The organism is Microbulbifer sp. 2205BS26-8, assembly GCF_030731025.1.
GTDB classification, from domain to species: domain Bacteria; phylum Pseudomonadota; class Gammaproteobacteria; order Pseudomonadales; family Cellvibrionaceae; genus Microbulbifer; species Microbulbifer spongiae.
This window is the reverse complement of sequence record NZ_JAVAMR010000002.1, coordinates 108,054-132,044: the sequence shown is the minus strand read 5'-3', so window position 1 is coordinate 132,044 and position 23,991 is coordinate 108,054. Positions and strand designations below refer to the sequence as shown.

Sequence of the window (23,991 nt, the reverse complement as noted above, 5' to 3'; positions counted from 1 at the left end):
AGCTCACGCCCTGAGTGTATTTTAATAAGCTTATCGGTAAACACAAGATTCACGGGTTGGCCCCGGCATGCCAGTGCAAAAAATCGGCAGGTAACGGAAACTGCCCGGTTTTTGCCGAGGGCGCCTTAAAAGGCCCAGGATTGTGCCGGTGTGTTGAATGTCGGAAACCACCCCGCACTTTCGGGCTACCGTCACAAGGGGGAATGCACAAAATTTGTGGTATCAACCGCCAATAAAGACCCGGTGTATTGCGGTACCCGAAAGGATGCGATTTTGTGATTCTAAAAGCCTGAAAGACCACAGGGGTTTTTACAATGGGAAAGGCAAACCCGAAATTTTCATGGTTCCTTCAATTGATATCTTATGATTTGGAAACCTGCGGATGCAGTGACAACAGGATTTGAGGCGGTGATGTTTTGTAATGTGCTGTTTTGAAACCACAAATGCTGTGATCCGTTGAAGGTGGCCAGAAAAACTGCTCTGCAATGCGTTTCATGCTTGGGTGCGGAAGCGCTCTCTGCACAGGCAAAATTGCAGACAATGCCTCTGGGACTGATGCGATACCGTGCTACAAGTGTCTTCAACGGTTGGGATACGCCGCGCGAAAGCTTGAACGAGTCTGGTTAGAGACTGTATCGCCACCAGCATTAGCGCAATCCCCGTAGCGAAATGCCAAGCCGCAGAAGTGGGTGGGATGGGGTTGCAGTTAAGATAGCCTGGTCAGCTGTCGATGGATTGCAAGGATCAGCGTCTGCCATTAATAGAGTGGTTGCGGGAAATAGAGGTCACAATTTTTTGATGCGGTTGCTGAGGCTTTTTTTGGGCAGGGAAAATTTGACCCATTTACCAGAAAATAAAAAGACAGTCGATGGGATGGTGAATTTTATATTTCGTGTAGGTCTGACATTTATTTACTTTATTGGTATGTATTACAGGCTGTCTGTTGTTTGTATTTGCATTGTTAGGGAGGTTTTCACGACAGCTTATAATATTTCCTAATTACCATCCAAGCTAAGCAACCTTTATGAGTTAGTGGCTGCATACCCTGCATAACCCTAAATATAAGGAGATGGCAAGTGTCGGCTATTCTCTCTGATCTGCGAAATCTAGAGCTACGGAAGGAGGTGGAGCCTCCTGCTTCGTTAAAACTCTTATTTTTCGGGGTGAAATCGTACACCCTTGCAGCGCAGGCTTAAGCTCGATGGTAATTAGGTAATATTTTATATCAGTTATTTGTGATCTGGTTATAAAAAAGCGCACTTTCTTGTTGTGTTTGCTTTCAGGGCTCTTATATTTGGCGGACCTCTCGGGCTGATTATTTGTACTGCGCCACTGGGTGGCTTTGCGGTTTTTGCAAACTGTTCACTTTTTGTTTTGGGTTTTGGTGCAAATCTACGAGTCTTCTTGTATTTCATAGCCTCTGCTGTTTTTATTTTTCAGTTCTTTGTTTGCAATGTTGCCTGTACGGTTGATCGCTATTGATTGTCGTTGCAGCCTGCTAGGGAATTGACGCTGCCCGATGAAGCTGGGTGGCAAAATAAGGAAATTTTGGTATAGGAAACGACTACCCATGATAACTTTAAATAATAAAATCTCCTGCCGCAGTCTATGGATTTTTGGGGCTCTGCTTGTTTCATTATTCTCATTTTCTGCTGCTGCTAAAAATGTTGCAAAGGACCAGTCAGCGGAGGGGATATTGCGCCACTGCGGAACTGAACATCCAAGCAGAGAAGAGGCTGAGTTACAGGAACAGTACTTCAACAGTATGCGCCAGAAGTTCGCTCATGGTGATGAGTATTCCCAACAGCTTATTCCCGCTACTGTTAATGTGTACTTTCATGTCATAACAGACAGTGCAGGTAATGGTGCGCTCACCCAAGCTGAAATCAATAACCAGATGAACGTGCTTAATTCCGGATTTTCAGGTACGGCATTTTCCTTTAACCTGGTTTCCACTACCACAACCGCAAATAATAACTGGTATAGGGTCACTCCAGGTTCCGGCGCCGAATTTTCAATGAAGTCTTCTCTGCGTGTTGGGGGTGCTGCGGACTTGAATATATATGTGGCAAATATCGGCAGTGGTCTTCTCGGCTGGGCGACCTTTCCAAGCAGTTATCCATCCAACCCGGTCAACGATGGTGTGGTTATCCTAACCGGATCTTTACCAGGTGGTAGTGCATCGCCGTACAATGAAGGCGACACACTTGTTCACGAGGTCGGTCACTGGATCGGTCTTTACCATACTTTCCAGGGTGGGTGCAGCAATCCCGGCGATTTCGTTTCGGACACACCGGCGGAAGCATCCCCCGCATTCGGTTGCCCGGTGGGCCGCGATTCCTGCCCGGGGTCGGCAGGCGTTGATCCGATATTCAACTACATGGATTATACAGATGACTCCTGTATGTTCCAGTTCACTGCAGGGCAGAACACACGCGCAAGCCAGCAGAGCAGTTTTTACCGCGGCTTATAAAAGTCCGTTGAATGGCTGCTGTTGAAAAATTCGACCATTGAATAAAAAGGAATAAAAACCAGCACAGGGAAGTGCTTTTGTTGCCCAATAAGCCGGTAGGCGAATATCACCATCGGGTGTCGGGGACACAGGGTACTATGCAATTTGCACCAGCCGCGAAAGCAAAGTCAGCGGGCTGGCATATAACGCGATTGGCCGCGGGTTCTAGCGTATTTTCCCGTAGGCAGGTGTCGGTTCCTCGCTGGGAGGTGGGGTTACCTGGCACCAGAGTGACCGAGCCAGCGCGGCGGGATGCTGTTTGCAGCCATCGGCTATCCATTGGGCGATAGCTTCGGCGACATTGGGCCACTGGATACGCTGCGGTGTGGGGAGGGCGTCAAGCCAGGCGGTGATGCTGTCGGCATCAATGCGTTTGACAACTTTCGCCAGTTGCAGCTGATCCAATGCCTTGGCATTGGCCTCCTGCTCGAATTGATAGGCGAGAGGTCGGCTCAGTATGGGCTTTCCCAGGGCCAGGGTTTCCGCAAGCAGTTCGAATCCGCTGTTGCAGATCACCGCCCTGGCACTGGCCAGATCCCGCTGAAAGCCCACTGTCGAAGGGGCCTTCAGTTGGATGTTGTCAGCCGCAGCCAGTGTGTCCGCTACCCCGTAGACAATAAACTGGCGGTCGACCTTGGACAGTGCCTCTAGCATCGGCAGCGGATCTTCGAAGGGCAGGTAAACCAGAATATGCTCGCCAACCTCCGTATCCGGTTCCCGCCGGGGCGGGACGATAGGCGGAAGGATCGGGTTGCCAAAATGGTGCCAGTGCAGGCCAAGACTTCTTTGCGTGGGGGCAAAAGACCGCAGTATGGTGTGGAATAGCCAGTTGAATCGCGGCATTGGTATTGAGTGCAGAAAGGCATACTGATGGCCGATACCGATACTGGGTATTTTACGGATCTTAGCGGCCCAGGCGGTAATGGGTTCATAATCACTGATAATGAAATCGAAGCCAGTCACCGGTAACTCGGTAATTTCCTTCCCGACCTGCAATAAACGCAATTGTCTCAGGGTTGCGAGGCTCTTGAGTTTGCCCTTACGGTGCACAAAGGTCATGCCTCTACGCCACCAGAAATCCCCGAACGGCTCCATCCCAAATAGGTTTTCCCGCGGTCGACCGGAGAAGAGCCACTGTATTTGTATCTGCGGATACTTTTCTAACGCCTTGGCCAGGGTACGTGAACGGGCAATGTGTCCGTTACCGGTAGCCTGAACTCCATAGAGTATTTTCATAACAGGGCAGATACCGTTATCAATGCGACACTGGTACCGAGCATGGCGCCGGCACACACGTCTGAAGGGTAATGCACCCCTAGGCTCACCCGGGCAGCACCCACGCCGAGGGCCCAGATATACCCAAAACCCCATACAGGGCTGATACCCAGGCACATAAATGTGATAAAGAGGAAAGCGGCGGAGGTATGCCCGGAGGGCAGGCTGAATCGGTCAAAAGCCACAATGGCTGTTTGCATGCCTGGAATTGCCTGGGCCGGGCGTAGCCGCCGTGTGGTATTTTTGATGGTCCAATACAGGGAGCGCTCCAGCGTAACAGCGGTGCACGCTGCGATAAACAACGAAATGGCGTTATTCAAAACGATGTAACTTGCCAGTACCGATACGGATAACCAACCATCTCCAGACCTGGATAGCCAGAGATAGTGCCTGTGCGAGTGCGGGCGAGACGCCCGCTCCATCATGTACAGCACCAGTGACACATCAAGACTCTTTAAATTCATCGATAAGCCTCGCATGCCGCAAACTTAAGTATGGAGTATTACACGGAGTTGACCGTTTGATGTCAGAACGATGAAGCCTGAAAAAGTGAAATATAATGACCGTCAATCCGCAGGGGTCACGGCCGGAGGGGCAAAAATCGGGAAGAGCACAGCAATGGTAGATTCCGGGGAAGCGCAATCCCGCCTGCCATATCCATGAAAAAACGGGTTTGAATTAACCGCTGGTGATGTCTAGGGCACTGGAGCCTGGTAATTTTTCCACCAACCCGGCACCGCACAGTGCTGAGGGGGTGAAATACCCTCCATCGCCCGCATAATCGACTAGAAACTCCATCACAGCCAGTGCGCCGGATACGGTGACATCATAGCCATTGGCAGTAACCAGACGGCCCACCTTGCGCTCGCCGCGGCGATCATTGCGCACTTCTCCCCAGACCCAGGTTTTGTGTTTTGCGCGATAGGTGTCACTGGGTCCCCGCAGGGATTTATTGACCTTTGCCTTGAGCCAGTTTTGCACCCGGTTGTTGCGCAGTAGCCAGCGGAATGTATTGAGGTACTGTAATTTCCTTGCCCGCCCCGGTGGCATGGGAATATAGACCTCGATGTTGCCAATGCCGGTAGAGTGGAAGGCGGTGGCGATATCTCCCCAGGGGATGGCGACAGCAAATTTAGCTCCCCGCCCAAAATCGACCTGACGGGTCACCTGCCCGTGCCGGGTTACCTGAATCCTGCCATTGCGCCGAACGGCACTGCCAATGCCCAGGCCCTCTATGGCTGTTTTTGCCGTGCCTGGGCTGAGGCTGGAATCTGAATCAAATCCCAGAACCAGATGTGTCGCCGAGGGCATGGCGGCGTGCAGGGCAGCGGCGAGACAATCTGTGGGGATCACGTCAAAACCGGTACCCGGGCACAGGACGATTCCGGCTGTGCGGGCCTTGTCCCCAAGGCTGTACGCGGCCTCGAAGACAGCGATTTCCCCGGTAATATCCTGGTAATGGGTCTGTGCGTTGATGCAGGCACGCATCATGGGCTCGGCAGTGGCAGAGAAAGGGCCCGCGCAATGTATCACCAGGTCTACGTTTAGCAGGCTTTGTTCAAGGGTTTCCTGTGTATCGAGCGGGATCACCACGGCGGGCAGATTGAGCTCGTCGGCCAAAAGCTGCAGCTTTTGTGCATTGCGCCCGGCCAGGATCGGGTGGTATCCCCGCGCTACAGCCTCGCGGGCGATCAGTTCGCCCGTATAGCCGTAAGCGCCATAGATCATGATATGTTTGTTATTCACAGAGCGTCCCTGTTGGGTGCAGCCTTCACGGATACCTGAATGGGTAAACTCCTGAGGTCTATTCCCCCGCAAGCCTGGACGTTCCCCCGTGGCTGGTCCGCTTGCCGGGCGCATCCGTCTTTTAAGGCTGAGCTGGGTGGTGGCTGGAGATAGCAGGGTATATTGGCCCGTGTCTGGGTGCAATGATTGTGTTCAGGGCGGAGGCCGCTGAACTGAAACGGCGCAACGCTGCCGCGAAAAAGGCTAGAATGTTCGGGTTTCGCGCAAATCCCAGCGGCTTGAAAACGCAAAGGGGGCGGCTGCCGCGCGCCCTGGCGGAAATGCGCCAGGAGTACAGGGGCCTTGCCGCAGCCTGCAATCCGTGGAAGTCGACCCGGGTATTTTCAGTCTCACGGGAAGGGAATCGGTTGGTGGTTTGCCACCCTGTGACCATTCAGCTCAGGTGGTGTGGAGACAGTTGCAGCTGCTCAATACGGCGGCCATGCAGAACCGCCACACCGGAGTAGCGGTGTTGCCCCGTGGAGGTAAATTCAAATTCATAGTTGCGCTGCAGGGCTATCTGGCCGCGCCTGTCACGCTTCAGGCGGGTTCGCACCAGCATAACGGTGTCATCCAGCATTTGCACCCCCAACTGCTTACAGTGAGCGGAAGCGGCCCGGCGTACCTGTTCCTTTGCCGCCATACCTGCCCAGACATACCAGGCCCCCGCAACGAGCAGCAAAAGCCAGAAGAGATCACTTGGTGCGTAGTACATTGCCTTACAGTTGCTATGATCGCGTTGTCCAAGAATAACATTGAAGGAGTTGAAATGTCTGGCACCATACTGATTACCGGAAGCAACCGCGGCATCGGCCTTGAGGTGTGTACCCAATTCGCCAGGGATGACTGGCGGGTGTTTGCCTGTTGCAGGGACCCGGACAGTGCCGATGCACTCAAGTCCCTGCAGGCTGCACACCCGCGGGTAGAGCTGATCCAACTCGATGTGACCAATCAGGCACAAATGCTTTCCCTGGGCGAGGCGCTCAAGGGAGAAGCTATCGATATCCTGCTCAATAATGCCGGCTATTACGGCCCCCCGGGCGTGTGCTTTGGAAAGATGGATCGCAGTGAGTGGCGTCGGGTGCTGGAGTCCAATACCATCGCGCCCTACATGATGTCGGAGACCTTCTGTGGCAATGTAGCGGCTAGCGATCACAAGGTCATTGCCATGATGAGCAGCAAGGTGGGCAGTATTGCCGACAACCGCTCCGGAGGTGGCTATATCTATCGCACCTCCAAAACCGCACTCAATCAGGTAGTCAAGAGTCTGTCCATCGACTTGTGCGAACGGGGCATTGCGGTGATAGCGCTGCACCCCGGCTGGGTGAAAACGGCAATGGGAGGCCCCGGGGCATTGATTACCGCCGAGCAAAGTGTCAACGGCCTAAAAAAAATCCTGCTGGAAGCTGATATCACTTACAGCGGCCGCTTTTACGATTACGATGGTAGTGAAATTCCCTGGTGATGGTCGCCCCTGTAATCCCTGTTCAAGTAGACGGGTTGCGGAGCCCAAACCGAAGGGGGAAGCGGTAACAAACCCCCCTGTGTCCGGCAGCAAATCCGGTTGCCGGGCAGAGACCCATTCAATGGTATTGGCACAGATTGGGGCAGGCAGAGGTTGTGCGATGAAAGAATCATTCTGGCTGGATAAGTGGCAGAAGAACGACATTGGTTTTCATGAACAATCGGGAAATTCCCTGCTAGCGGAACTCCTTCCAGAGCTTTCACTGTCCGAAGGGGACTGTGTCTTTCTCCCCCTTTGCGGTAAAACCCGGGATATTGCCTGGCTGAAATCCAAAGGGCTTCACACGGTCGGGGCCGAGCTGAGTGAGATGGCTGTGCAGCAGCTGTTTCAAGAGCTGGGGGTGATACCACAAACCGAAAGGGTGCACCGGCTTAAGCGCTACCATGGGGATAACACAACGGTTTTTGTGGGCGATATATTTGATCTCGATGCAGCGTTACTTGGCACTGTGGATGCCATCTACGACCGCGCGGCTTTGGTGGCTCTGCCTGCGGATATGCGCAAAGCGTATACCGGGCACTTGATGGACATAACTGGTGCTGCCCCGCAATTGTTGATTACCTTTGAGTATGAGCAGTCACTGCTTGCCGGGCCGCCTTTCTCGGTTAGCTCAAGGGCGATCTTTGATTGCTATGAGGCAAACTATCAAGTGAGGATGCTGCGCCAGCGTGAGGTGCCTGGGGGGTTGAAAGGGCGGGTACCGGCACAGGAAGTGGCCTGGCTATTGACCCCAAGATAGAGCGATAGGATTTCTCTCTCGGGGGGAGGGTGTTGATTCCCCCCGCTTTTTATCGCTGTGACACACCGCAGCCTGCCCGCTGGGAGAGGGCGGTGCTGTTCGGGTTTTTCAGGGTGCCTGATGCGTTTTATGCCCAGCTTTGCGGTTGGCGGAATCATACATGGGGCAGCGGCTCTGTGCCGGCAATCAGCCCCTCCTTTTTCTGCTTGGGCCACCGCTTGATAGCCCTTTCCAGTTTGAGAGCTGTGGGTTTGTCCGGCGTCTCGATCTGGTATTCCAAAGTGAGTGGCCCCTTGCCGCGCAGGGCCCTGGCAGCTCTGGCGCCGCCGGTACAGTGTTCGGCAAAGCGCCGCCGGGTATCTGTGGTGATCCCCGTATAGAGTGTGCCGCTGCCCGTGCGGATCAGATAGACAAACCAACAACGCATCCAGTAGCTCACCTGCTCAGAGACTGTTTATAGTGCATACCCTCTGCTGCCGCTAGAATAACACGCGCTGCTCGCCGGCTTCGGGCGGGGGTCGGAATCCACTGCAGTCTAACGACAGGCGGCGGTTATTCAGGCCCAGTTTGCCGGTGGCAACATGAAAGCGCCGGCGTAATAACTGTGCAAATACCCCGGTACCGGTACGGCGTTGGGAAAAGTCGCTTTGATAGTCTTGCCCGCCGCGGCTTTGCCGTATCAGGCTCATCACGTGTCTGGCCCTTTGCGGGTAGTGTACTGCGAGCCACTCGCGGAATAATGGCGCCACTTCATGGGGTAACCGCAACAGGATGTAGGCGGCGTGCTCGGCGCCGGCATCGCGGGCAGCGGTGAGGATAGCCTCCAGTTCACAGTCATTGAGTGCCGGGATCATTGGCGCCGCGAGTACTGTCGTGGGTATCCCGGCACCACTCAGTTGCTCAATAATACGCAACCGGGCAGACGGGCCCGCTGTGCGGGGTTCCAGCTTTCTCTTCAGGGCATTATCCAGTGTGGTGACACTAATGGCGATCTGGACCAGCTTGTCCTGGGCCATCTCTGCCAGAATCGGTAAATCGCGCAGGATCAGCTGCCCCTTGGTGACAATGGTTGTCGGTTGTCGGAACTGCTGCATCATCTGGAGTATTGTCCGGGTGATACCTTTTTCTTTTTCCAGCGGCTGGTAGGGGTCGGTGTTTGTGCCCAGTGCAATGGGGCTGCAGCGGTAGTTCCGCCTGCGCAGCGCCTGTTCCAGCAGGGTCGCGGCGTTCGGCTTGAAAAAAATCCTGCTCTCGAAGTCGAGGCCGGGAGAGAGATCCATGTAGGCATGGGCTGGGCGGGCATAGCAATAAATACACCCGTGCTCACACCCTCTGTAAGGATTGATTGACTGGGTAAAGGGGATATCGGGCGATTGATTGGTGGCAATGATCGATCGGGCCTTTTCCTCGATGGCCTCGGTGAGCAGGCGCTCCAGCGGTTCGGCTTTGACCGCCCACCCATCCCCCTCGCGGGTGCTTGAATAAGGGGTGAAACGCCCGGCCATATTACTGGCCGCACCCCGCCCCTTGTGGTGACGCAGTGGGTTGGCGCTTTTGTTATCGGACATATTCGGGATCCAAACTGTATAGATGTACAGTCTATGGTGAGGTCTGTCTTTTGCGCAAGCTATTCTTTGGGGAGTCACATCAGGGAAAAAGGCTGTTGAAAGCCCCAATTGTGCGGGGTTTGGTCTCTGAAGTGTGCCTGTTGAGGAAAACCGGGGAATAGCTATTGCCTAAAGCTATTAAAATTAATATTTCTATTGCCAGTTTGAAGCACTGCAAGGGGACAAACCCGTGAGTGATTTGGTCACCATTGTAGGGCAGGGGCTTTACCTGGCCCTGGCGGCGGTTATTGGACTGGGCATCGCACGCATCCTGCGCATCGATAACACGCTCGGCTGCCTGGTTGCCGGGGTGCTGGCTGCTCTGTTGCTGCCGGTGATCGAGTACGACACCGGAGTGCGGGCAACCAGCCTGCGTGATCTGGTTTTTTTCGTTATTCTGCCGGTTCTGATTTTTGAATCGGCCTGGCAGCTGGACCCAAAAGCATTGAAGCGCTGGATAGGTCCGATCCTGTTATTTTCTACTCTGGGCCTGGTTGTCTGTGCCTTTCTGATCGCGACAATCACTTACTATGGTATCGGACACCCTCAGGGATTCCCCTGGACAGCAGCGCTGTTGACCGGTGCGATCCTCGCCGCTACCGATCCTGTATCGGTGGTCAATTTATTGCGGCGGGCACACAGTGGGAAGGATTTGGTGACTCTCGTCGAGGGGGAGAGCCTTTTTAATGACGCTGCAGCGGTGGTGTTTTACTCCCTGATGCTGGGGCTGGCAACCTACTCTCTGATGGAGGGGGGGAGTGAGGCCCCGTCACTGAGTGCCGGTTCGGTAGCACTGTATTTCTGTATGATTTTTTTTGGTGGTGTGGCCTGCGGGCTGGTATTCGGCCTGGTCACCTCCCTGGTGATCCTGTTCTTGCGCTCCCCCAGTGCGGCACTGATGACCCTGGTCATTGCCGCGTTTGGCAGCTTCTACCTGGCGGAAAGCGTATTCAAGGTATCGGGCATTATTTCAGTGATGATCTGTGCCATTGTGGCCCGTTCCTGTTTGCGCAAACAGAGCAAAACCTATCTCGCCGACGCCGAACCGACCTGGGAGTGGCTGGGATTGCTGTTTACAGCCATCATCTTCGTCATCATGGGACTGGTGATTACCTTTGAGATGTTCACGCACCAATGGCTGGCGATGCTGATCGCAACGGCGGCAGCCCTGGGTTCGCGGGCGCTGTCGGTGGTATTGGTCGCACCGCTCACGCGATTTGTCGGCCCGCCGATTCCAAAATCCTGGCGACTGCTGATGAGCTGGGGTGGTTTGCACAGCGTTATTGCCGTGGCACTGGTACTGTCTTTACCGGTTGAGTTGCCTTACTGGTGGACTATCCAATCCATGGTGTTCGGTGTGGTTCTTTTCTCCCTGCTGGTACAGGGTACTACCAGTGCGCGCCTGATAAGAAAGCTGCAACTCTAAGGGTAGCGCCCAGTTGGGAGTTTCTCTCCAGCCCCGGCATGCCGGGGCACCCCTTGTGCATTGCCGAACCGCTCGCAACAGTTGGAAGGCCCGATGAGGCCCGGTGCTGGCAGACCGGTTTTGAGGGGCTGGATCTTGTGGTTACGCAGGGGCTTTTCCCAACGGCTCACAGGCCGGGGGGGCAGGCGAGGCCACTTTTTTCAGGCGGGTGCGGGCCGTTACAATACAGGCAATGCCCCGCAGTGGCTTTGGTGTTTGAGACCGGGCAGGGAGGGGGTGATTGCCCCGTACCTAGGTGCGGGTAACCCGGAGAGCTCAGTGAAATTGATCGACAGCCATTGTCATTTTGACTTTGATGCCTTTGCACCGGACAGGAGCCGGGTTTGGCAAAGGTGCTTGGCTGCCGGTGTCAGCCGGATGATTATTCCCGGCGTTTGCGAGGCCCAGTGGCAACCCCTTGCAGACCTGGTCAAAGGCCAGCCGGGCTGGTATGCGGCTGCGGGTATTCACCCCTGGTGGGTAGGCAGGATAGAGGATTTGACCGTATCGGCAGAGGGACTGGATCAGCTCGGTCACGCCCTCACCTCGCATGTGCGCGAATATGCCTGTGTGGCGGTAGGCGAGTGCGGCCTGGACACCGCCATAGACACCCCCCTGGCCCTGCAAGAGGCCGTGTTCCGGCTACAGATAGAAGTGGCCTGCGCGTTGCAGCTTCCCCTGGTATTACATGTACACCGTACACACAATGCCGTGTTGCGGCTGCTGAAACACTATCGCCCTCCCCGCGGTGGAGTTGTGCACGCCTTTAGTGGCAGCGAGCAGATGGCCGGGGATTACTGGCAGTTGGGGTTCTATCTGGGGGTGGGTGGCACTGTCACCTACCCACGTGCGGCGAAAACGCGCCGCACGTTTTCCCGCGTGCCGCTGCAGAGCCTGCTGCTGGAATCCGATGCCCCGGATATGCCCTTATCGGGCCGACAGGGGCGGCGCAACAGTCCCGAACACCTGCCATTAATCGCTGCAGAGCTGGCCGAGTTGCGCGGCGTTTCTACAGATGAGATCGCCAATACAACCCGTCACAATACCGAGATGTTATTTTCCCTATGAGCTTTTCGGCAGAGGCATTCAAACGGCAGTTCCCACTCTTTGCCCAGGGGGAAAATGCGCGGCTGGTTTACCTGGATAACGCGGCGACCACACAGAAGCCCTTGTCGGTGATCAATGCCGTGCGCGATTATTATATGCACAGCAGTGCCAACACCCACAGGTCCAGTCACCGGCTCGCCCGTAAAGCCACGGAAATGGTGGAGCGGGTGCGCGGGCAGGCAGCGGAATTTGTCAATGCCGCCAGCCCCAATGAAATGGTCTTTTGCCGCGGTGCCACCGAAGCCCTGAATCTGCTTGCCCACTGCCTGTGCAGTGGCCTCGCCCCCGGCGATGAGATCGTGATTTCCACCGCCGAGCACCATGCCAACATCGTGCCCTGGCAGATGGCGGCCGAGCGCTATCAATTAACGCTGCGATATGTGCCGGATACGGCGGGTGTCCCCCGGTTTGACCAGCTTAACACCGTGCTGAATGAGCGCACCCGGGTGGTTTCCATCACCGGAGGCGCCAACGCAATCGGGTTGCGTCCGGATTTGGCCCAGGTGCGCCGGCAGGTGCAACACACACGCAGTGTGTGGATTGTAGATGGCGCCCAACTGGCGGCCCATGAAGTGGTTGATGTACAAAAAATTGGCTGTGATTTCTTTGTGTGCTCTGCGCATAAGTTCTACGGGCCCACCGGTATCGGATTGCTCTACGGTCGCGAAGCGTTGCTGGAAGCCATGCCCCCCTGGCTCGGCGGTGGAGAGATGATTACAGAAGTGGGGCTACAGACCAGCCGCTACGCCGGGTTACCGCATAAATTTGAAGCCGGCACCTCTCCGCTGGCGGCGATTGCCGGGCTTGGGGCCGTGCTGGCATTTCTTGCCCGGCAGGACCGCGAGGCTATGGCCGCGCACGAACAGAAGCTGGTGCACTGGTTGCATCGCGAACTGGAGGTATCGCCAGACTTTCACTTGGTGAGCCAGGCCCGCAACAACCTGGGTATTGCGTCCTTTGTGCCGGTACAGGGCAGTGCCGCCGATCTTATGCACTGGCTGGATGAACGGGACATTGCCGTACGGGTGGGGCACCACTGTGCGCAACTGCTGGGCCGGGCTGGCAGCAATCCGGTCACGGTGCGTGCCTCTGTTGCGGCTTACAATACCGACAGCGATATCCGGGCTTTGTTGCAGGCCCTAGGGGCGTACTGTGATTTCCACCGGCCAACTGCGGAGCAGTTACAGCGGGAAAGTGGCAGTGGGCAGCGGGACGACTTGACCCGGTTGTCACTGGCACACCTGGTTTCCCAGCGCAACTGGCAGAGCTGCTACCGGGAATTGTTGCTTTGGGGCAAGGTGATTCACCACAAACCGGAAGTTCGCCGCCAGGAAAATCTCGTACAGGGCTGCGAATCCCAGGCCTGGTTGGTGCACCGGCAGGAGGGCGGGCGCCATTTCTTTGAACTGGACAGTGACAGCCGTGTGGTCAAAGGCCTGGGGGCACTGCTACTGTCACAGATTGATGGGCGCACGGCCGGGGAGATTAGCGCTCTCGACCTGCCCCGGTTATTTGAAGAACTGGGGCTGGGTAGACACCTCAGCCAGTCCCGCAGCAACGGGTTTTACGCCTTGATGCGCCGGGCCCTGCAGCAGGTGGAGGCCAGCCTGGCCCAGAAATGATGCCTTCAGGTGCCCTGGGCCAGGCTGTCCGCTGCCGGGCTGCATTTTCCTGTGAGGGGTTTCAAGCCGAACAGTAAGCGCAGCAGCGGCACCCGGCGAATAAGCAGTTCGTGTAGTAGCAGGCATCCTGCAACGGTAATCAATAAAACCAGCAGGGGCTCGAATACTGGCCCCAGGGGCAGGCTACCTAACGTAAATACGGCAGTCACCGTGATGGTCTGGTGCAGGATGTAGCAGGGATAAACAGCCTCGTTGGCATAGGGCAGCCAGCGAAAGGGCCTATTCAGGTAGCGATAGGCGCAGGCCGGTTAAGGATATTATAAGTGCCTCTTGTACGTCCAAGGGACGCCCTTGCAGCATCAAAGCCTTTGTTTGCTACATGAGGGTAGTATTCAGAATTCTGTGTCATTTCTTTACCATTAGCAAAAAAGAGATGACCCATGACCAAACCTACCTTCGATATGGAGGCCGCTGTCAAGGCGCTGCGTGAGGGCAAAAACCTCAACGGTAAAGACGGTATCCTGACTCCACTGATCAAACAACTCACTGAAACTGCCATGAGAGCGGAGCTGGAGGAGCACCTCACCAGCGAGAACAAGACCAACCGCAAGAATGGTACCACTTCCAAAACCATAAAAAGTCCCGCTGGCAGCTTTGAGCTGCAGGCGCCGCGGGACCGTTCTGGCACCTTCGAGCCGCAGATCGTCAAGAAGCACCAAACCCAGCTAACCGACGAACTGGAACGCAAGGTCATCGCGCTGTTTGCCCTGGGTAACAGCTACCAGGACATCCGTACCCACATTGCCGAGATCTACGGCATGGAGCTCTCCAACGGCACCATCAATACCGTTACAGACAAGCTACTGCCTGAACTGCAGGCCTGGCGTGAGCGCGACCTGGAGGCTATCTACCCTATCGTTTGGCTCGACGCTATCCACTACAAAATCAAGGAAAACGACCGCTATACAAATAAGGCCATTTATACGATCCTTGGCCTGAACATCGCAGGTAAGAAAGAGCTGTTGGGGCTCTACCTCTCCGGGCAGGAAGGCGCACACCACTGGCTGAGCGTGCTAACTGACCTCTACAACCGTGGAGTTAAAGACATCCTGATTGCCTGTGTGGACGGCCTGCAGGGCTTCCCCGAGGCCATCGAGAGCCTCTACCCCAAAACTGAGATCCAGCACTGTATCATCCATCAGATCCGTAACTCGATGAAGTACGTGGCCTCGAAGAATCAGAAGGCCTTCATGGTCGACCTCAAGTGCGTCTACAAAGCAGCTACGCTCAATGCCGCCGAGAGCGCCCTGGACGAGTTGGAGGTCAGGGGGGCGACAAATATCCAATGGTAATCAAGTCATGGCGCAACAAGTGGCCCACCCTGTCCACCTACTTCAAATATCCCGAATACGTGCGTAAGGCGATTTACACTACCAACGCTGTCGAGGCTGTCCACCGGCAGTTCCGGAAGCTGACCAAGACCAAGGGCGGCTTCGCCAGTGAGAACAGCTTACTCAAGCTGTTGTATGCCGGTATACTGAAAGCCTCCGAGCGCTGGTCGCGTCCAATTCAAAACTGGAACCTGACGTTGTCACAGCTCGCGATCCACTTCCCGGAGCGATTAGAGAAATACATCAGCCTATGAGGCTACTTGGCTGACACAGAGTTTTGAACACCCTCCTGGTTCAGAACATTGGAAGAAGCACGCTAGGAAATCGGTCAGTGGCGAGAACACTACAACACCATCAGGCCGCACAGCTCACTCGGCTATATACCGCCCAGTTGAGTTTGCTCAAAAGGTGGCGTAATTTACAAGAATCTCATCCTGCGAATGGTACTAATGCAGGGGGAAAGGTCACACTCATATCGTATTTCCAAGAATGCTATGACCTTAGGGTTTCCTCTTCGACCTATTCGACAATACCCGAAATTTAACTGTTAATTTGGCGTGACATCTCACACATAATTTTCTACAAATAGAATACGAGAAAATTCTAATTACTGACCAAATGAATTGGAGTCAATTACATCTTGCCACCTATTCCCAGGATTATTTTTAAGCATAAAACCATCGCTGGGGTAACGTAAACTTACCCAGAAAAATGGGTTTTATCGTTCCAGGCTATTGTGTTTTGGAACCCTCAGAGCATTAAAAAGAAAAATTGTAAATTTCAGTGATCACCAAATAAAACATAAAGATTATGGCGCCAGTTAAATTAAAAATCGTTTTGCCGAGTTGTAAATCCAAATAGCAATACTATATTATTCACCCGCACAGAAACTAGTGCAAAAAGGATTGGTTGTGCCAAAGCCATATAAAAATTAACTGTGAGGAATTGGATATGAATCGGACTCATATTTTTCTTTCACTGGCAATACTTTCAGGGGTATCACACGCAGGCCCCCTTTACAATTTTGTTGAGATAGACCAAACTGCGAGCTTCATAAGCGGACATAATGTTGCAAAACAACCAGTAGTCGACGAAGCCTCTATTGAGAAAGAGTATACTTTAACTGAGCGCGCCTCATCTTTAAGTGCCATAGCTGTCACTCCAGACGGTAAGCAATATATAGCAAAAGTAGACGGGATGGAACTTGTACTGTTGGAGCAAGCGATCGCAATCATTGAATCACAGGGCTTAGATGCAAGTATCTTTTCATCAAAATCTCAATTACCCACAATCACATATAATAATAAGAGATTATTTCCCTCTGTTGTTATAGGTGCTGACGATAGAATACAAATTACCAATACCGTACAAAATCCTCATTGGTTTAACGGCCGCATTGATGTAGGATGTACTGGCACATTGATTACCGAAAAGCATGTCCTAACAGCAGGACATTGCGTTTCCAATGGTGCAGGTAACTGGTACAGTTCACTTGATTTCACCGTAGCCCAAAACGGGAGTTTCGAACCATGGGGTAGTGAAACCTGGAAACAGGCTGTCACCACCACCGCCTGGCACAATAATGCAGATACCAACCGGGACTACGCAATCATTGTATTAGCTGAAGCACCTCACGGTGGGCATTCCGGATGGGGAACCTATTCGGGAGGTACACATAGCGTTACCGGATACCCAGGAGATAAGCCATTTGGTACAATGTGGACAGACTCAGGCAATACATCCTCAACCACCTTCAGGGTGTGTTATACACTAGACACAGCAGGTGGCCAAAGTGGCAGCGGAATTAAAGACACTGGTAACGCTGTCCGTGGCATCCATACTACAGGATCACCCACACAGAACTGTGGAACCCGCTTAACCAGCACAGTGTATATTACTTTACAAGACTGGATTACAACTTATCCATAAAGCAGTTAACTGGCTTCAGGTACTGGCAAAGGCGCCTTTCGGCGCCTTTTTAAATTCTGATATGAAAAAACTACTACTTTTGATCAGTTTTCTTAGTGCATGTGGAATAATGGCAAGTGAAGAGTCAGAATGGCAGCGCATCATGGTAAGAGGTAGTTTGATGACTCCTGACCCTGTTTTGCTCGAAGTACAACGCCTTGAACAATTAGGGCAGGTAAAAGACGTGGTTATTCTTGAATCCTACCCTTTACAAATATGGCTTAGTGCTGATCCAGTAACGGTTAAAAAATTGCAATTATTGTCAAAAAAGAATAGATCGACACGTTAATTCAATTTGAAAAAAGATGCCGTTAATAACATTTCTAACATGTATCAGTTCAGACAATCAGGAATGAAAAACCTGTATTGGGTGTCTGGTATTTTTTCAATTTAAATCGATCAAAGATTGTTACCAATAAACTGTCAATGCAATTTGGGTTGTTGCAGGCAATCTGTTTTGGCTTTTCGCGGCATTTGGTTAGTTAGCGTAAAATCTCGAATACCCGCTCACCAGGTAAGCAAAATCCACTCTGGTAACCAATTCCTCTCGATTGAAATCGTTAATCACCTTCTGATGCTACCTGTGATCGTCCTAGAGGATATTGTGATTCAGCCTGACCCAACCAGCTTGCACTCTCACTCTGGATACACTACTCGGCGTATATCTCCTTAAAGTGATGATTTTTGCTCTCCAGTGCCATTTAACAGGTCATCGTGGATGGCATATATATCGCCATATTTGGGGCACCACTTGCAACAGGCAACAGGCAACAGAACCTATACCGCATTCTAAACACAGCTTGGGCTCTAGATGTCGGTTTATGGCTGCCTAAGCATTGTGATAGTTTGACTATCCAAGAACTTCAATTTTCTACACCGATTTTGACGTAGATTACCTTTCGGGAAAATACCTTCGGGCTATCCTCTTATCACATCGATCATATTATTGAATTGAATTTACTAATTCTGTATTTAGATCCTAGAATAGTGAATAGAGGATGGGAAAAGTACGATGAGAAAGTTTAGTATATTAAATGATATAAAGAAGAATATTAGCTGTCTGGTACTATCAAGCTTGACTGTCGTTGTAAACCTCGCCGCAATCTCTGCCGAAGCATGCACCCGGATTCTCTATGAAACCGGGGTGGGAACCTATATCACTGGGCGATCCATGGATTGGAGTGATACTGCAGCTGCAATGGATTTCTGGATATTTCCTCGGGGCATGCAGCGTAACGGTGGCGTTGGTAAAGGTTCAATCACCTGGGACTCCAAGTATGGATCTGTCATTATCAGTATTTATGACGCAGCGACCTCGGATGGGATAAATGAAGCTGGCTTGGTAGGAAACCTTCTCTATCTTGCAGAAACCAATTACGGGGATGCTGCTACTCGAGGGAAGCCTACAATCTCAGTTGGAGCTTGGCTACAATATTTTCTTGATAATTATGCAACTGTTGCTGAGGCTGTTCAGGTGATGAAAGCAGACCCTATCACGGTCATTTCTACCAATCTGCCAAACGGCAAGCCGGCTGATGCGCATATTGCAATTTCTGACCCCACGGGCGATTCTGCCATCTTTGAGTATATTGATGGTGACCTCAGAATTCATCATGGCAAAGAATACACGGTGATGACAAACTCACCTGTTTATGGACAGCAACTAGCCCTCAACACATACTGGAGCCTTATAGGAGGTAACAACTTCTTACCAGGAACCATTAGCGCAGCTGATCGTTTTGTTCGCGCCAGCTATGCTCTCAAGTCTTCACCAAAATTCAAAGAACGCCGCGATGCAATCGCTTCAGTATTCTCCCAGATACGCGCCATCAGTGTGCCCCTGGGAATGAGCAATCCCAGTAAACCAAACATTGCTTCAACACTGTGGCGATCAGTTATTGAACAAGACACCAAGCGCTATTATTTCGAATCAGTCATTAACCCTTCGATTGTCTGGGTGGATCTGGACAAACTAGATCTGAATTCTGGCGCTAAAGTCATGACCATGAAATTAGATATACCAGAGAATCTACGGGGAGATGTGGCATCAGCTTTTAAGTCATCTGCACCATTTAAGTTTATTGCACCCAATTAGATTTTCACAGGGAAGTTTGGCATTTTGCAAAAAAACCAGTCAGAGCCACAACGCAACCATACCAACCACCAATATCCTGATTGTGATTGATTGAGTAAAAAACGTGACTAAAATTCTTCACCATAAAATCGTATACTGTCAATACCCTTTCTATAATCATCCGCGGTTTCAAGTAATAACTGCAATTTCATTACGCGGCAAGCAAATCTGCTCGCTGTCCCATAAACAGTTCGTTTGGTGATCGACAGCCCCTCGTCTTTCTCGGACGGTTGTTATGTCGATCCATCACTGCTTGTACCTCTTCATCCGTGACTTCACTGAAGTCGGTGCTTTTGGGGAAATACTGTCGAATAAGACCGTTGATGTTTTCGTTGATACCCCGCTCCCAAGAAGAATACGGGTGAGCGAAGTAGACATCTGTACCAAAGCCGGTGGCGATTTTCTCGTGCTCCGCAAACTCCAGACCGTTACCCAGGGTAATGCTCCTTTTATTCATATTGAACTGCATCATACAAACAACCACCTTTAGTATTTTTATCATGGCTATTCAAATAGTGCGCGAATACTTGGCACACTTATGCCAATCGATCTGCTACCGTATATCGTCATCAAATTCCTCATAATGAGTGCTCTTGACCAACCTCGCAAATGCACTGTCATTTATTATGCAACCGCATAGCCAGAAAACATAAGTTAATTTCAACGTCCAGCAAACCATTCTGGAAACAGCTTCTTCGCAGCATGAGAAAACCACTCTGCTTTAGAAAAGTAGTCGCCATCAGGCATTAAACCATCCCAAATAAAAACACTGCATTGGGCAGTTCTGTGAGCGACAAAGTGGCGTACTTTCAGAGCTTGTAAAGAAACCACATAGGGAAAGCACCTAAGTCGTCTATATTTTGGGTTGCGAATAAAAGCAGACACGGCCTGCAACTCGTGAGAAAAACATGAATGAAACCACTCGCGCCAAGTATCTTGCCATCGCCCTGGTTGCTATAGGCTTGCTATATATCTTTGCCATGTATCCCTTGATGGTTTGGATATGGCCTTCAGGTTGGGGATGGATGCCCCCACAGCCAGAATACGAACAGATTATTGTGGGGGTTTTTGCAACTCTGGGGGTATTTCTGATCCTTGCCGCTAAAAATCTCTCTGCCAACATCAATCTGATTTTGTTCACTATCTGGCTGAATATGATATATGCAATCATGATGTTGTTGATGGTGTTAGCTGATCGAGCCGAGCATGCAAACTTGATCGGTAATATCCCTGTACAGTATTTAATAGCAGGAGTTCTCTGGTACCTACTGCCCAAGCACAAAAGCGCCCGCCATTCGACGCGCTGATTAACTTGATCATCGTAGGGGTTGGAAATAAATATTCGCTAGGGACTTCATTTTAACTTCCTTGGAAAACTCGGCAACTTTAATTTTGAGACACTCAGAACTATCTTTACGATACTATCATTCCATAAACCCCCAGTAAGCTGCCTATGCCTTCTTACTAAATCCAGCTCCTTATTCGCCAACATTCCTTCTCTCGGTGACGAATCTACTCCCCGATTGTCATAAGATTCCAGCCACAGCCTCTCACCTCAAGCACTATTCTGCTACCAGCTTCATATGGCTGACAATCACTGTTGCCAAAACAGGCTATATGACTTTTGAATCCAAAAGTTAAATCTGGCTGACGCTCATGGTGAATACTGGCGATTATTAACTTAAATTCCTCCGCAGGAGGTCAACCCCCCATCCACTACCACGCACTCGCCGGTAGTATAACTGGAAGCTTCGGACACCAGGTAGAGGACAGTACCTGCCATTTCTTCAGGCTCTGCGTGTCGATGCATCGGGATATGGTCAATGGCCGCCTTATAAACCTCTTCGTGGGAAAAAAGTGCACCAGCAAATTTGGTTTTTGTCAGGCCCGGCAGCAGGGCATTCACCCGGATATTGAACTGTGCACACTCTTTGGCAAAGGCTTTGGTCATATTGACCACCGCAGCCTTGGTAATGGAATAGATACCCTGCCCCACCCCCGGTTGCAACGCATTAATGGAAGCAATATTGACAATGGCACCACCGCCCTGTTGTCGCATCAGCCTGCCTGCTTCCACCGACATAAAAAAGTAACCGCGAATATTCACTTCGATTGTTTTATCAACGGCACTCGGGTCTGTATCCAGAATATGACCGAAATAGGGATTGGTTGCGGCATTATTTACCAGAATATCCAGGCGGCCGAAGCGCTCGCGGATACCAGCAAACACGTGCTGAATCTCATCCAGATTGCCTATATGACAGGGAACAGGGTCTGCGCGACCACCGGCCTGAACAATGTGATCAGCCTTCGCCCGGCAGCCCTCGATTTTGCGGCTGGAAACCAGCACATGCGCGCCCTGTTGTGCCAGAAGCTTGGCGATAGCTGCACCGATCCCGCGGCTTGCCCCGGTTACCAAGGCGATTTTTCCTGTGAGATCAAAAAGGTTATTTGACATTGTCTATCCTTATTGTTCCTCTACACTCACTGCATTCTCCATCACGTATCTTGTCTCGGATAATATATCCTGAGCGGGCTATTGCTTCCCGGACCAACTAATGACACTGGAATACCCAGCTTGACTGGTGATATCCATGGCAGTTTGGGCCAGAGGTTCCACCAAGCGACCAAGCTTTGCCGCATCCCTGTTGGAAGCATTACCCTCAAGGGCACGTTTAGCCACCCCCTGTATAATGGCCGCTAAACGAAAAAAGCTGAAGGCCAGGTAAAAGGGCCAGTTTTCAATCCGGTCAATACCCATACGCACACAATATTTCGCCACATAATCTGCCTCGGTGGGGATACCCAAGGTTTCGATATCCAGGCCCAGCAAGCCGGACATCATGTCTCCGCCGGCAGGCATGCGCATTTGCATACACTGATAGGCAAGGTCGGCAAAAGGATGGCCAAGCGTAGACAATTCCCAATCCAGCAGGGCAATAATCCTGGGCGCCTCGGGGTGAAATATCATATTGTCCAAACGATAATCACCGTGTACTAGCGCCACCCGACCATCGTCCGGGGGAAGTGCGTGGCCCAGCCACTCGATCAACCGCTCCATCGCAATTATATGACGCGTCTCAGATGCACGGTATTGGTTGCTCCAGCGCTTTAACTGCCGCTCAAAATAGTTGCCCGCTTGGGCGTAGTCGGATAACCCGAGAGCCACGGGATCAAGGCTGTGCAAAGTGGTCAGTACCCGATTCATCTCATCATAAATGGCTGTGCGCTGTGCGGTTTCCACTGTCGGTATTGCCGCTTCCCAGAATATCCTGCCCTCGCAATACTCCATTACGTAAAACATGGAACCTATCAGTGCCCGATCCTCGCATAGGTGTAAAACTTTGGGGACCGGCACATCAGTATTGGCCAGTACAGACATTACGCGATATTCACGATCCACTGCATGTGCAGACTTGAGCAATTTACCCGGCGGTTGACGGCGCAACACATAGGTGGTCGAGGGTGTTTTCAGCTTAAAAGTGGGGTTGGATTGCCCACCGGGGAATTTACACACCTCCAGCGGGCCGGCATAACCGTCAATATTTGCACCCAGGTAGTCCTGCAGCTTTTCCAGCGGCAGGTCCTGTACCGCACTGCGCAGCGCCTTTGCGGTTTCAGGCATGTTCATGGGGATGCTCCGCTGCATAGCGGGCAGCGAGATTGCGCCCCAACTGCATCATATGCACCTGATCAGGCCCATCTGCTAAACGAATAGACCGTGCGTAAGCGTAATAGTGTGCAAGACTGTTGTCCTGACTTAAACCCACTGCACCATGAATCTGGATTGCACGGTCTATGACATTGCAGGCCATTCGTGGTGCAACGATTTTGATCATAGCAATCAGGTCCTTGGCCGCTTTATTACCCAGGCGATCCATATGTGCTGCCGCTTTCAGCGTCAACAGGCGGGCCTGCTCAATTTCACAGGCAGACTTGGCAATATCTTCACGCACCGAGCCCTGCTTACTCAAGGGGCGGCCAAATGCAACGCGCTGCTCCGACCGGAGTGCCATCATTTCCAAGGCCCGTTGCGCCTGGCCAATCAGGCGCATGCAGTGGTGAATCCGTCCAGGACCGAGACGGCCCTGGGCAATTTCAAACCCTCGCCCCTGGCCGAGAATCAGATTTGAAACAGGCACACGCACATTGTCAAGAATCACTTCTGCGTGTCCCTCAGGGGCATCATCATAACCAAACACCTGCATGGGGCGAAGTATTTTAACGCCCGGCGTATCGGTGGGCACCAGAATTTGCGATTGTTGCTGATGGCGGTCTGGATTGTGCGGGTCCGTCTTGCCCATCACAATCATCACCTTGCAGCGCGTATTCATCAGGCCACTGATATAAAACTTGTGACCGTTGATTACATACTCGTCTCCATCAGGCATGATAGATGTTTCAATATTCGTGGCATCGGAGGAGGCCACCTGCGGCTCAGTCATGGCAAATGCCGAACGTATACTGCCGTTGAGTAGTGGCTCCAACCAGGTTTTGCGCTGGGATTCAGAACCGTATTGTGCCAGCACTTCCATATTACCGGTATCCGGTGCACTGCAGTTGAATACTTCCGAAGCGAACAGCACCTTGCCCATCTCTTCCGCCAGAGGGGCATACTCCAGGTTACTCAGGCCAGCACCGTAACGGGAGTCTGGTAAAAACAAATTCCACAATTGTGCTTCGCGGGCTTTGCTTTTCAGCTCCGCCATAACCGGTGGTTCACCCCAGCGATCCTGTTGCAATTGCTGCATATAAGTAGCTTCTGCGGGGTAGACATATTCCCGCATAAAACCTTTAAGCCGCTCCAGCAGGTCCTGTACTTTTTCCGAATATTCAAACTGCATGGTTTCCCACCTGTGGT

Annotated in this window: 22 protein-coding genes and 1 pseudogene; 12 read left to right on the top strand and 11 right to left on the bottom strand. The window is 52.1% G+C overall.

What is annotated here, in order from left to right; all coding sequences use genetic code 11:
- Nucleotides 1-1,570 precede the first annotated feature (1,570 nt).
- Nucleotides 1,571-2,473, top strand: a complete 903-nt coding sequence (locus Q5Y71_RS01225) for a zinc metalloprotease (protein WP_306039401.1) — start codon at nt 1,571-1,573, stop codon at nt 2,471-2,473.
- Between the two features lie 204 nt (nt 2,474-2,677).
- Here Q5Y71_RS01225 and Q5Y71_RS01220 read toward each other — a convergent pair whose 3' ends face one another.
- The 4 genes from Q5Y71_RS01220 to Q5Y71_RS01205 form a co-directional block, all read right to left on the bottom strand.
- Nucleotides 2,678-3,748 (bottom strand): MJ1255/VC2487 family glycosyltransferase, encoded by a 1,071-nt coding sequence (locus tag Q5Y71_RS01220; RefSeq protein WP_306039399.1) that lies wholly within the window; start codon nt 3,746-3,748, stop codon nt 2,678-2,680.
- Nucleotides 3,745-4,251, bottom strand: coding sequence for a phosphatase PAP2 family protein (locus Q5Y71_RS01215; protein ID WP_306039397.1), 507 nt, complete (start codon nt 4,249-4,251; stop codon nt 3,745-3,747). Before Q5Y71_RS01215 ends, Q5Y71_RS01220 begins: the two co-directional genes overlap by 4 nt.
- 214 nt (nt 4,252-4,465) lie before the next feature.
- Nucleotides 4,466-5,533: a trans-acting enoyl reductase family protein gene (locus Q5Y71_RS01210; protein ID WP_306039395.1), complete on the bottom strand. Its 1,068-nt coding sequence runs from the start codon at nt 5,531-5,533 to the stop codon at nt 4,466-4,468.
- 433 nt (nt 5,534-5,966) lie between these two features.
- The gene (locus tag Q5Y71_RS01205) at nt 5,967-6,287 is read right to left on the bottom strand and encodes a DUF3301 domain-containing protein (RefSeq protein WP_301417877.1); all 321 of its coding nucleotides are present in this window, start codon (nt 6,285-6,287) and stop codon (nt 5,967-5,969) included.
- A 54-nt stretch (nt 6,288-6,341) separates the two neighbouring features.
- On the opposite strand from Q5Y71_RS01205, the gene Q5Y71_RS01200 reads away from it, so the two are divergent.
- Nucleotides 6,342-7,037, top strand: coding sequence for an SDR family oxidoreductase (locus tag Q5Y71_RS01200; protein ID WP_306039393.1), 696 nt, complete (start codon nt 6,342-6,344; stop codon nt 7,035-7,037).
- A gap of 160 nt (nt 7,038-7,197) precedes the next feature.
- Entirely contained in the window at nt 7,198-7,836 is a 639-nt protein-coding gene (gene tmpT / locus Q5Y71_RS01195; protein ID WP_306039391.1) for a thiopurine S-methyltransferase, read from the top strand.
- Nucleotides 7,837-7,990: 154 nt separating this feature from the next.
- Here the strand turns inward: tmpT and Q5Y71_RS01190 are convergent, their stop codons facing one another.
- Nucleotides 7,991-8,263: a GIY-YIG nuclease family protein gene (locus Q5Y71_RS01190; protein ID WP_301417883.1), complete on the bottom strand. Its 273-nt coding sequence runs from the start codon at nt 8,261-8,263 to the stop codon at nt 7,991-7,993.
- 52 nt (nt 8,264-8,315) lie between these two features.
- Nucleotides 8,316-9,404, bottom strand: a complete 1,089-nt coding sequence (locus tag Q5Y71_RS01185) for a PA0069 family radical SAM protein (RefSeq protein WP_306039388.1) — start codon at nt 9,402-9,404, stop codon at nt 8,316-8,318.
- Nucleotides 9,405-9,633: 229 nt separating this feature from the next.
- Here Q5Y71_RS01185 and Q5Y71_RS01180 point away from each other — a divergent pair, with 229 nt between their 5' ends.
- The 3 genes from Q5Y71_RS01180 (at nt 9,634) to Q5Y71_RS01170 (ending at nt 13,637) form a co-directional block, all read left to right on the top strand.
- Complete coding sequence (locus Q5Y71_RS01180) at nt 9,634-10,869, top strand: sodium:proton antiporter (protein ID WP_306039386.1); 1,236 nt, start codon at nt 9,634-9,636, stop codon at nt 10,867-10,869.
- Nucleotides 10,870-11,187: 318 nt separating this feature from the next.
- Complete coding sequence (locus Q5Y71_RS01175; protein ID WP_306039383.1) at nt 11,188-11,976, top strand: TatD family hydrolase; 789 nt, start codon at nt 11,188-11,190, stop codon at nt 11,974-11,976.
- On the top strand, nt 11,973-13,637 hold the full coding sequence (locus Q5Y71_RS01170; RefSeq protein ID WP_306039382.1) for an aminotransferase class V-fold PLP-dependent enzyme: 1,665 nt from the start codon (nt 11,973-11,975) through the stop codon (nt 13,635-13,637). The genes Q5Y71_RS01175 and Q5Y71_RS01170 overlap by 4 nt, the downstream gene beginning before the upstream one ends.
- Before the next feature lie 5 nt (nt 13,638-13,642).
- Here Q5Y71_RS01170 and Q5Y71_RS01165 read toward each other — a convergent pair whose 3' ends face one another.
- Complete coding sequence (locus Q5Y71_RS01165; protein WP_306039381.1) at nt 13,643-13,846, bottom strand: hypothetical protein; 204 nt, start codon at nt 13,844-13,846, stop codon at nt 13,643-13,645.
- 231 nt (nt 13,847-14,077) lie between these two features.
- Between Q5Y71_RS01165 and Q5Y71_RS01160 the strand changes: the two are divergent.
- The 5 genes and pseudogenes from Q5Y71_RS01160 to Q5Y71_RS01140 all read left to right on the top strand — a co-directional run bounded on the left by Q5Y71_RS01160 (nt 14,078) and on the right by Q5Y71_RS01140 (nt 19,091).
- Nucleotides 14,078-15,282: pseudogene (locus Q5Y71_RS01160) on the top strand (IS256 family transposase).
- A 69-nt stretch (nt 15,283-15,351) separates the two neighbouring features.
- Complete coding sequence (locus Q5Y71_RS01155) at nt 15,352-15,423, top strand: integrase core domain-containing protein (protein WP_371876975.1); 72 nt, start codon at nt 15,352-15,354, stop codon at nt 15,421-15,423.
- 556 nt (nt 15,424-15,979) lie between these two features.
- Nucleotides 15,980-16,957, top strand: coding sequence for a serine protease (locus Q5Y71_RS01150; protein ID WP_306039379.1), 978 nt, complete (start codon nt 15,980-15,982; stop codon nt 16,955-16,957).
- A 109-nt stretch (nt 16,958-17,066) separates the two neighbouring features.
- Nucleotides 17,067-17,285: a hypothetical protein gene (locus Q5Y71_RS01145; protein ID WP_306039377.1), complete on the top strand. Its 219-nt coding sequence runs from the start codon at nt 17,067-17,069 to the stop codon at nt 17,283-17,285.
- Nucleotides 17,286-18,008: 723 nt separating this feature from the next.
- Complete coding sequence (locus Q5Y71_RS01140; protein ID WP_306039376.1) at nt 18,009-19,091, top strand: linear amide C-N hydrolase; 1,083 nt, start codon at nt 18,009-18,011, stop codon at nt 19,089-19,091.
- A 190-nt stretch (nt 19,092-19,281) separates the two neighbouring features.
- Here Q5Y71_RS01140 and Q5Y71_RS01135 read toward each other — a convergent pair whose 3' ends face one another.
- The gene (locus Q5Y71_RS01135; protein ID WP_306039440.1) at nt 19,282-19,614 is read right to left on the bottom strand and encodes an IS30 family transposase; all 333 of its coding nucleotides are present in this window, start codon (nt 19,612-19,614) and stop codon (nt 19,282-19,284) included.
- 424 nt (nt 19,615-20,038) lie between these two features.
- On the opposite strand from Q5Y71_RS01135, the gene Q5Y71_RS01130 reads away from it, so the two are divergent.
- Nucleotides 20,039-20,437 (top strand): DUF6632 domain-containing protein, encoded by a 399-nt coding sequence (locus Q5Y71_RS01130; protein WP_306039374.1) that lies wholly within the window; start codon nt 20,039-20,041, stop codon nt 20,435-20,437.
- Nucleotides 20,438-20,811: 374 nt separating this feature from the next.
- On the opposite strand, the gene Q5Y71_RS01125 is transcribed toward Q5Y71_RS01130, so the two are convergent.
- The 3 genes from Q5Y71_RS01125 to Q5Y71_RS01115 all read right to left on the bottom strand — a co-directional run bounded on the left by Q5Y71_RS01125 (nt 20,812) and on the right by Q5Y71_RS01115 (nt 23,974).
- Nucleotides 20,812-21,588 (bottom strand): SDR family oxidoreductase, encoded by a 777-nt coding sequence (locus tag Q5Y71_RS01125; protein WP_306039373.1) that lies wholly within the window; start codon nt 21,586-21,588, stop codon nt 20,812-20,814.
- A gap of 78 nt (nt 21,589-21,666) precedes the next feature.
- Complete coding sequence (locus tag Q5Y71_RS01120; RefSeq protein ID WP_306039438.1) at nt 21,667-22,755, bottom strand: phosphotransferase family protein; 1,089 nt, start codon at nt 22,753-22,755, stop codon at nt 21,667-21,669.
- Nucleotides 22,748-23,974 carry an acyl-CoA dehydrogenase family protein gene (locus Q5Y71_RS01115; protein ID WP_306039371.1) on the bottom strand — a complete coding sequence of 409 codons (1,227 nt, stop codon included), beginning with the start codon at nt 23,972-23,974 and terminating at the stop codon, nt 22,748-22,750. Before Q5Y71_RS01115 ends, Q5Y71_RS01120 begins: the two co-directional genes overlap by 8 nt.
- Nucleotides 23,975-23,991: the final 17 nt, after the last annotated feature.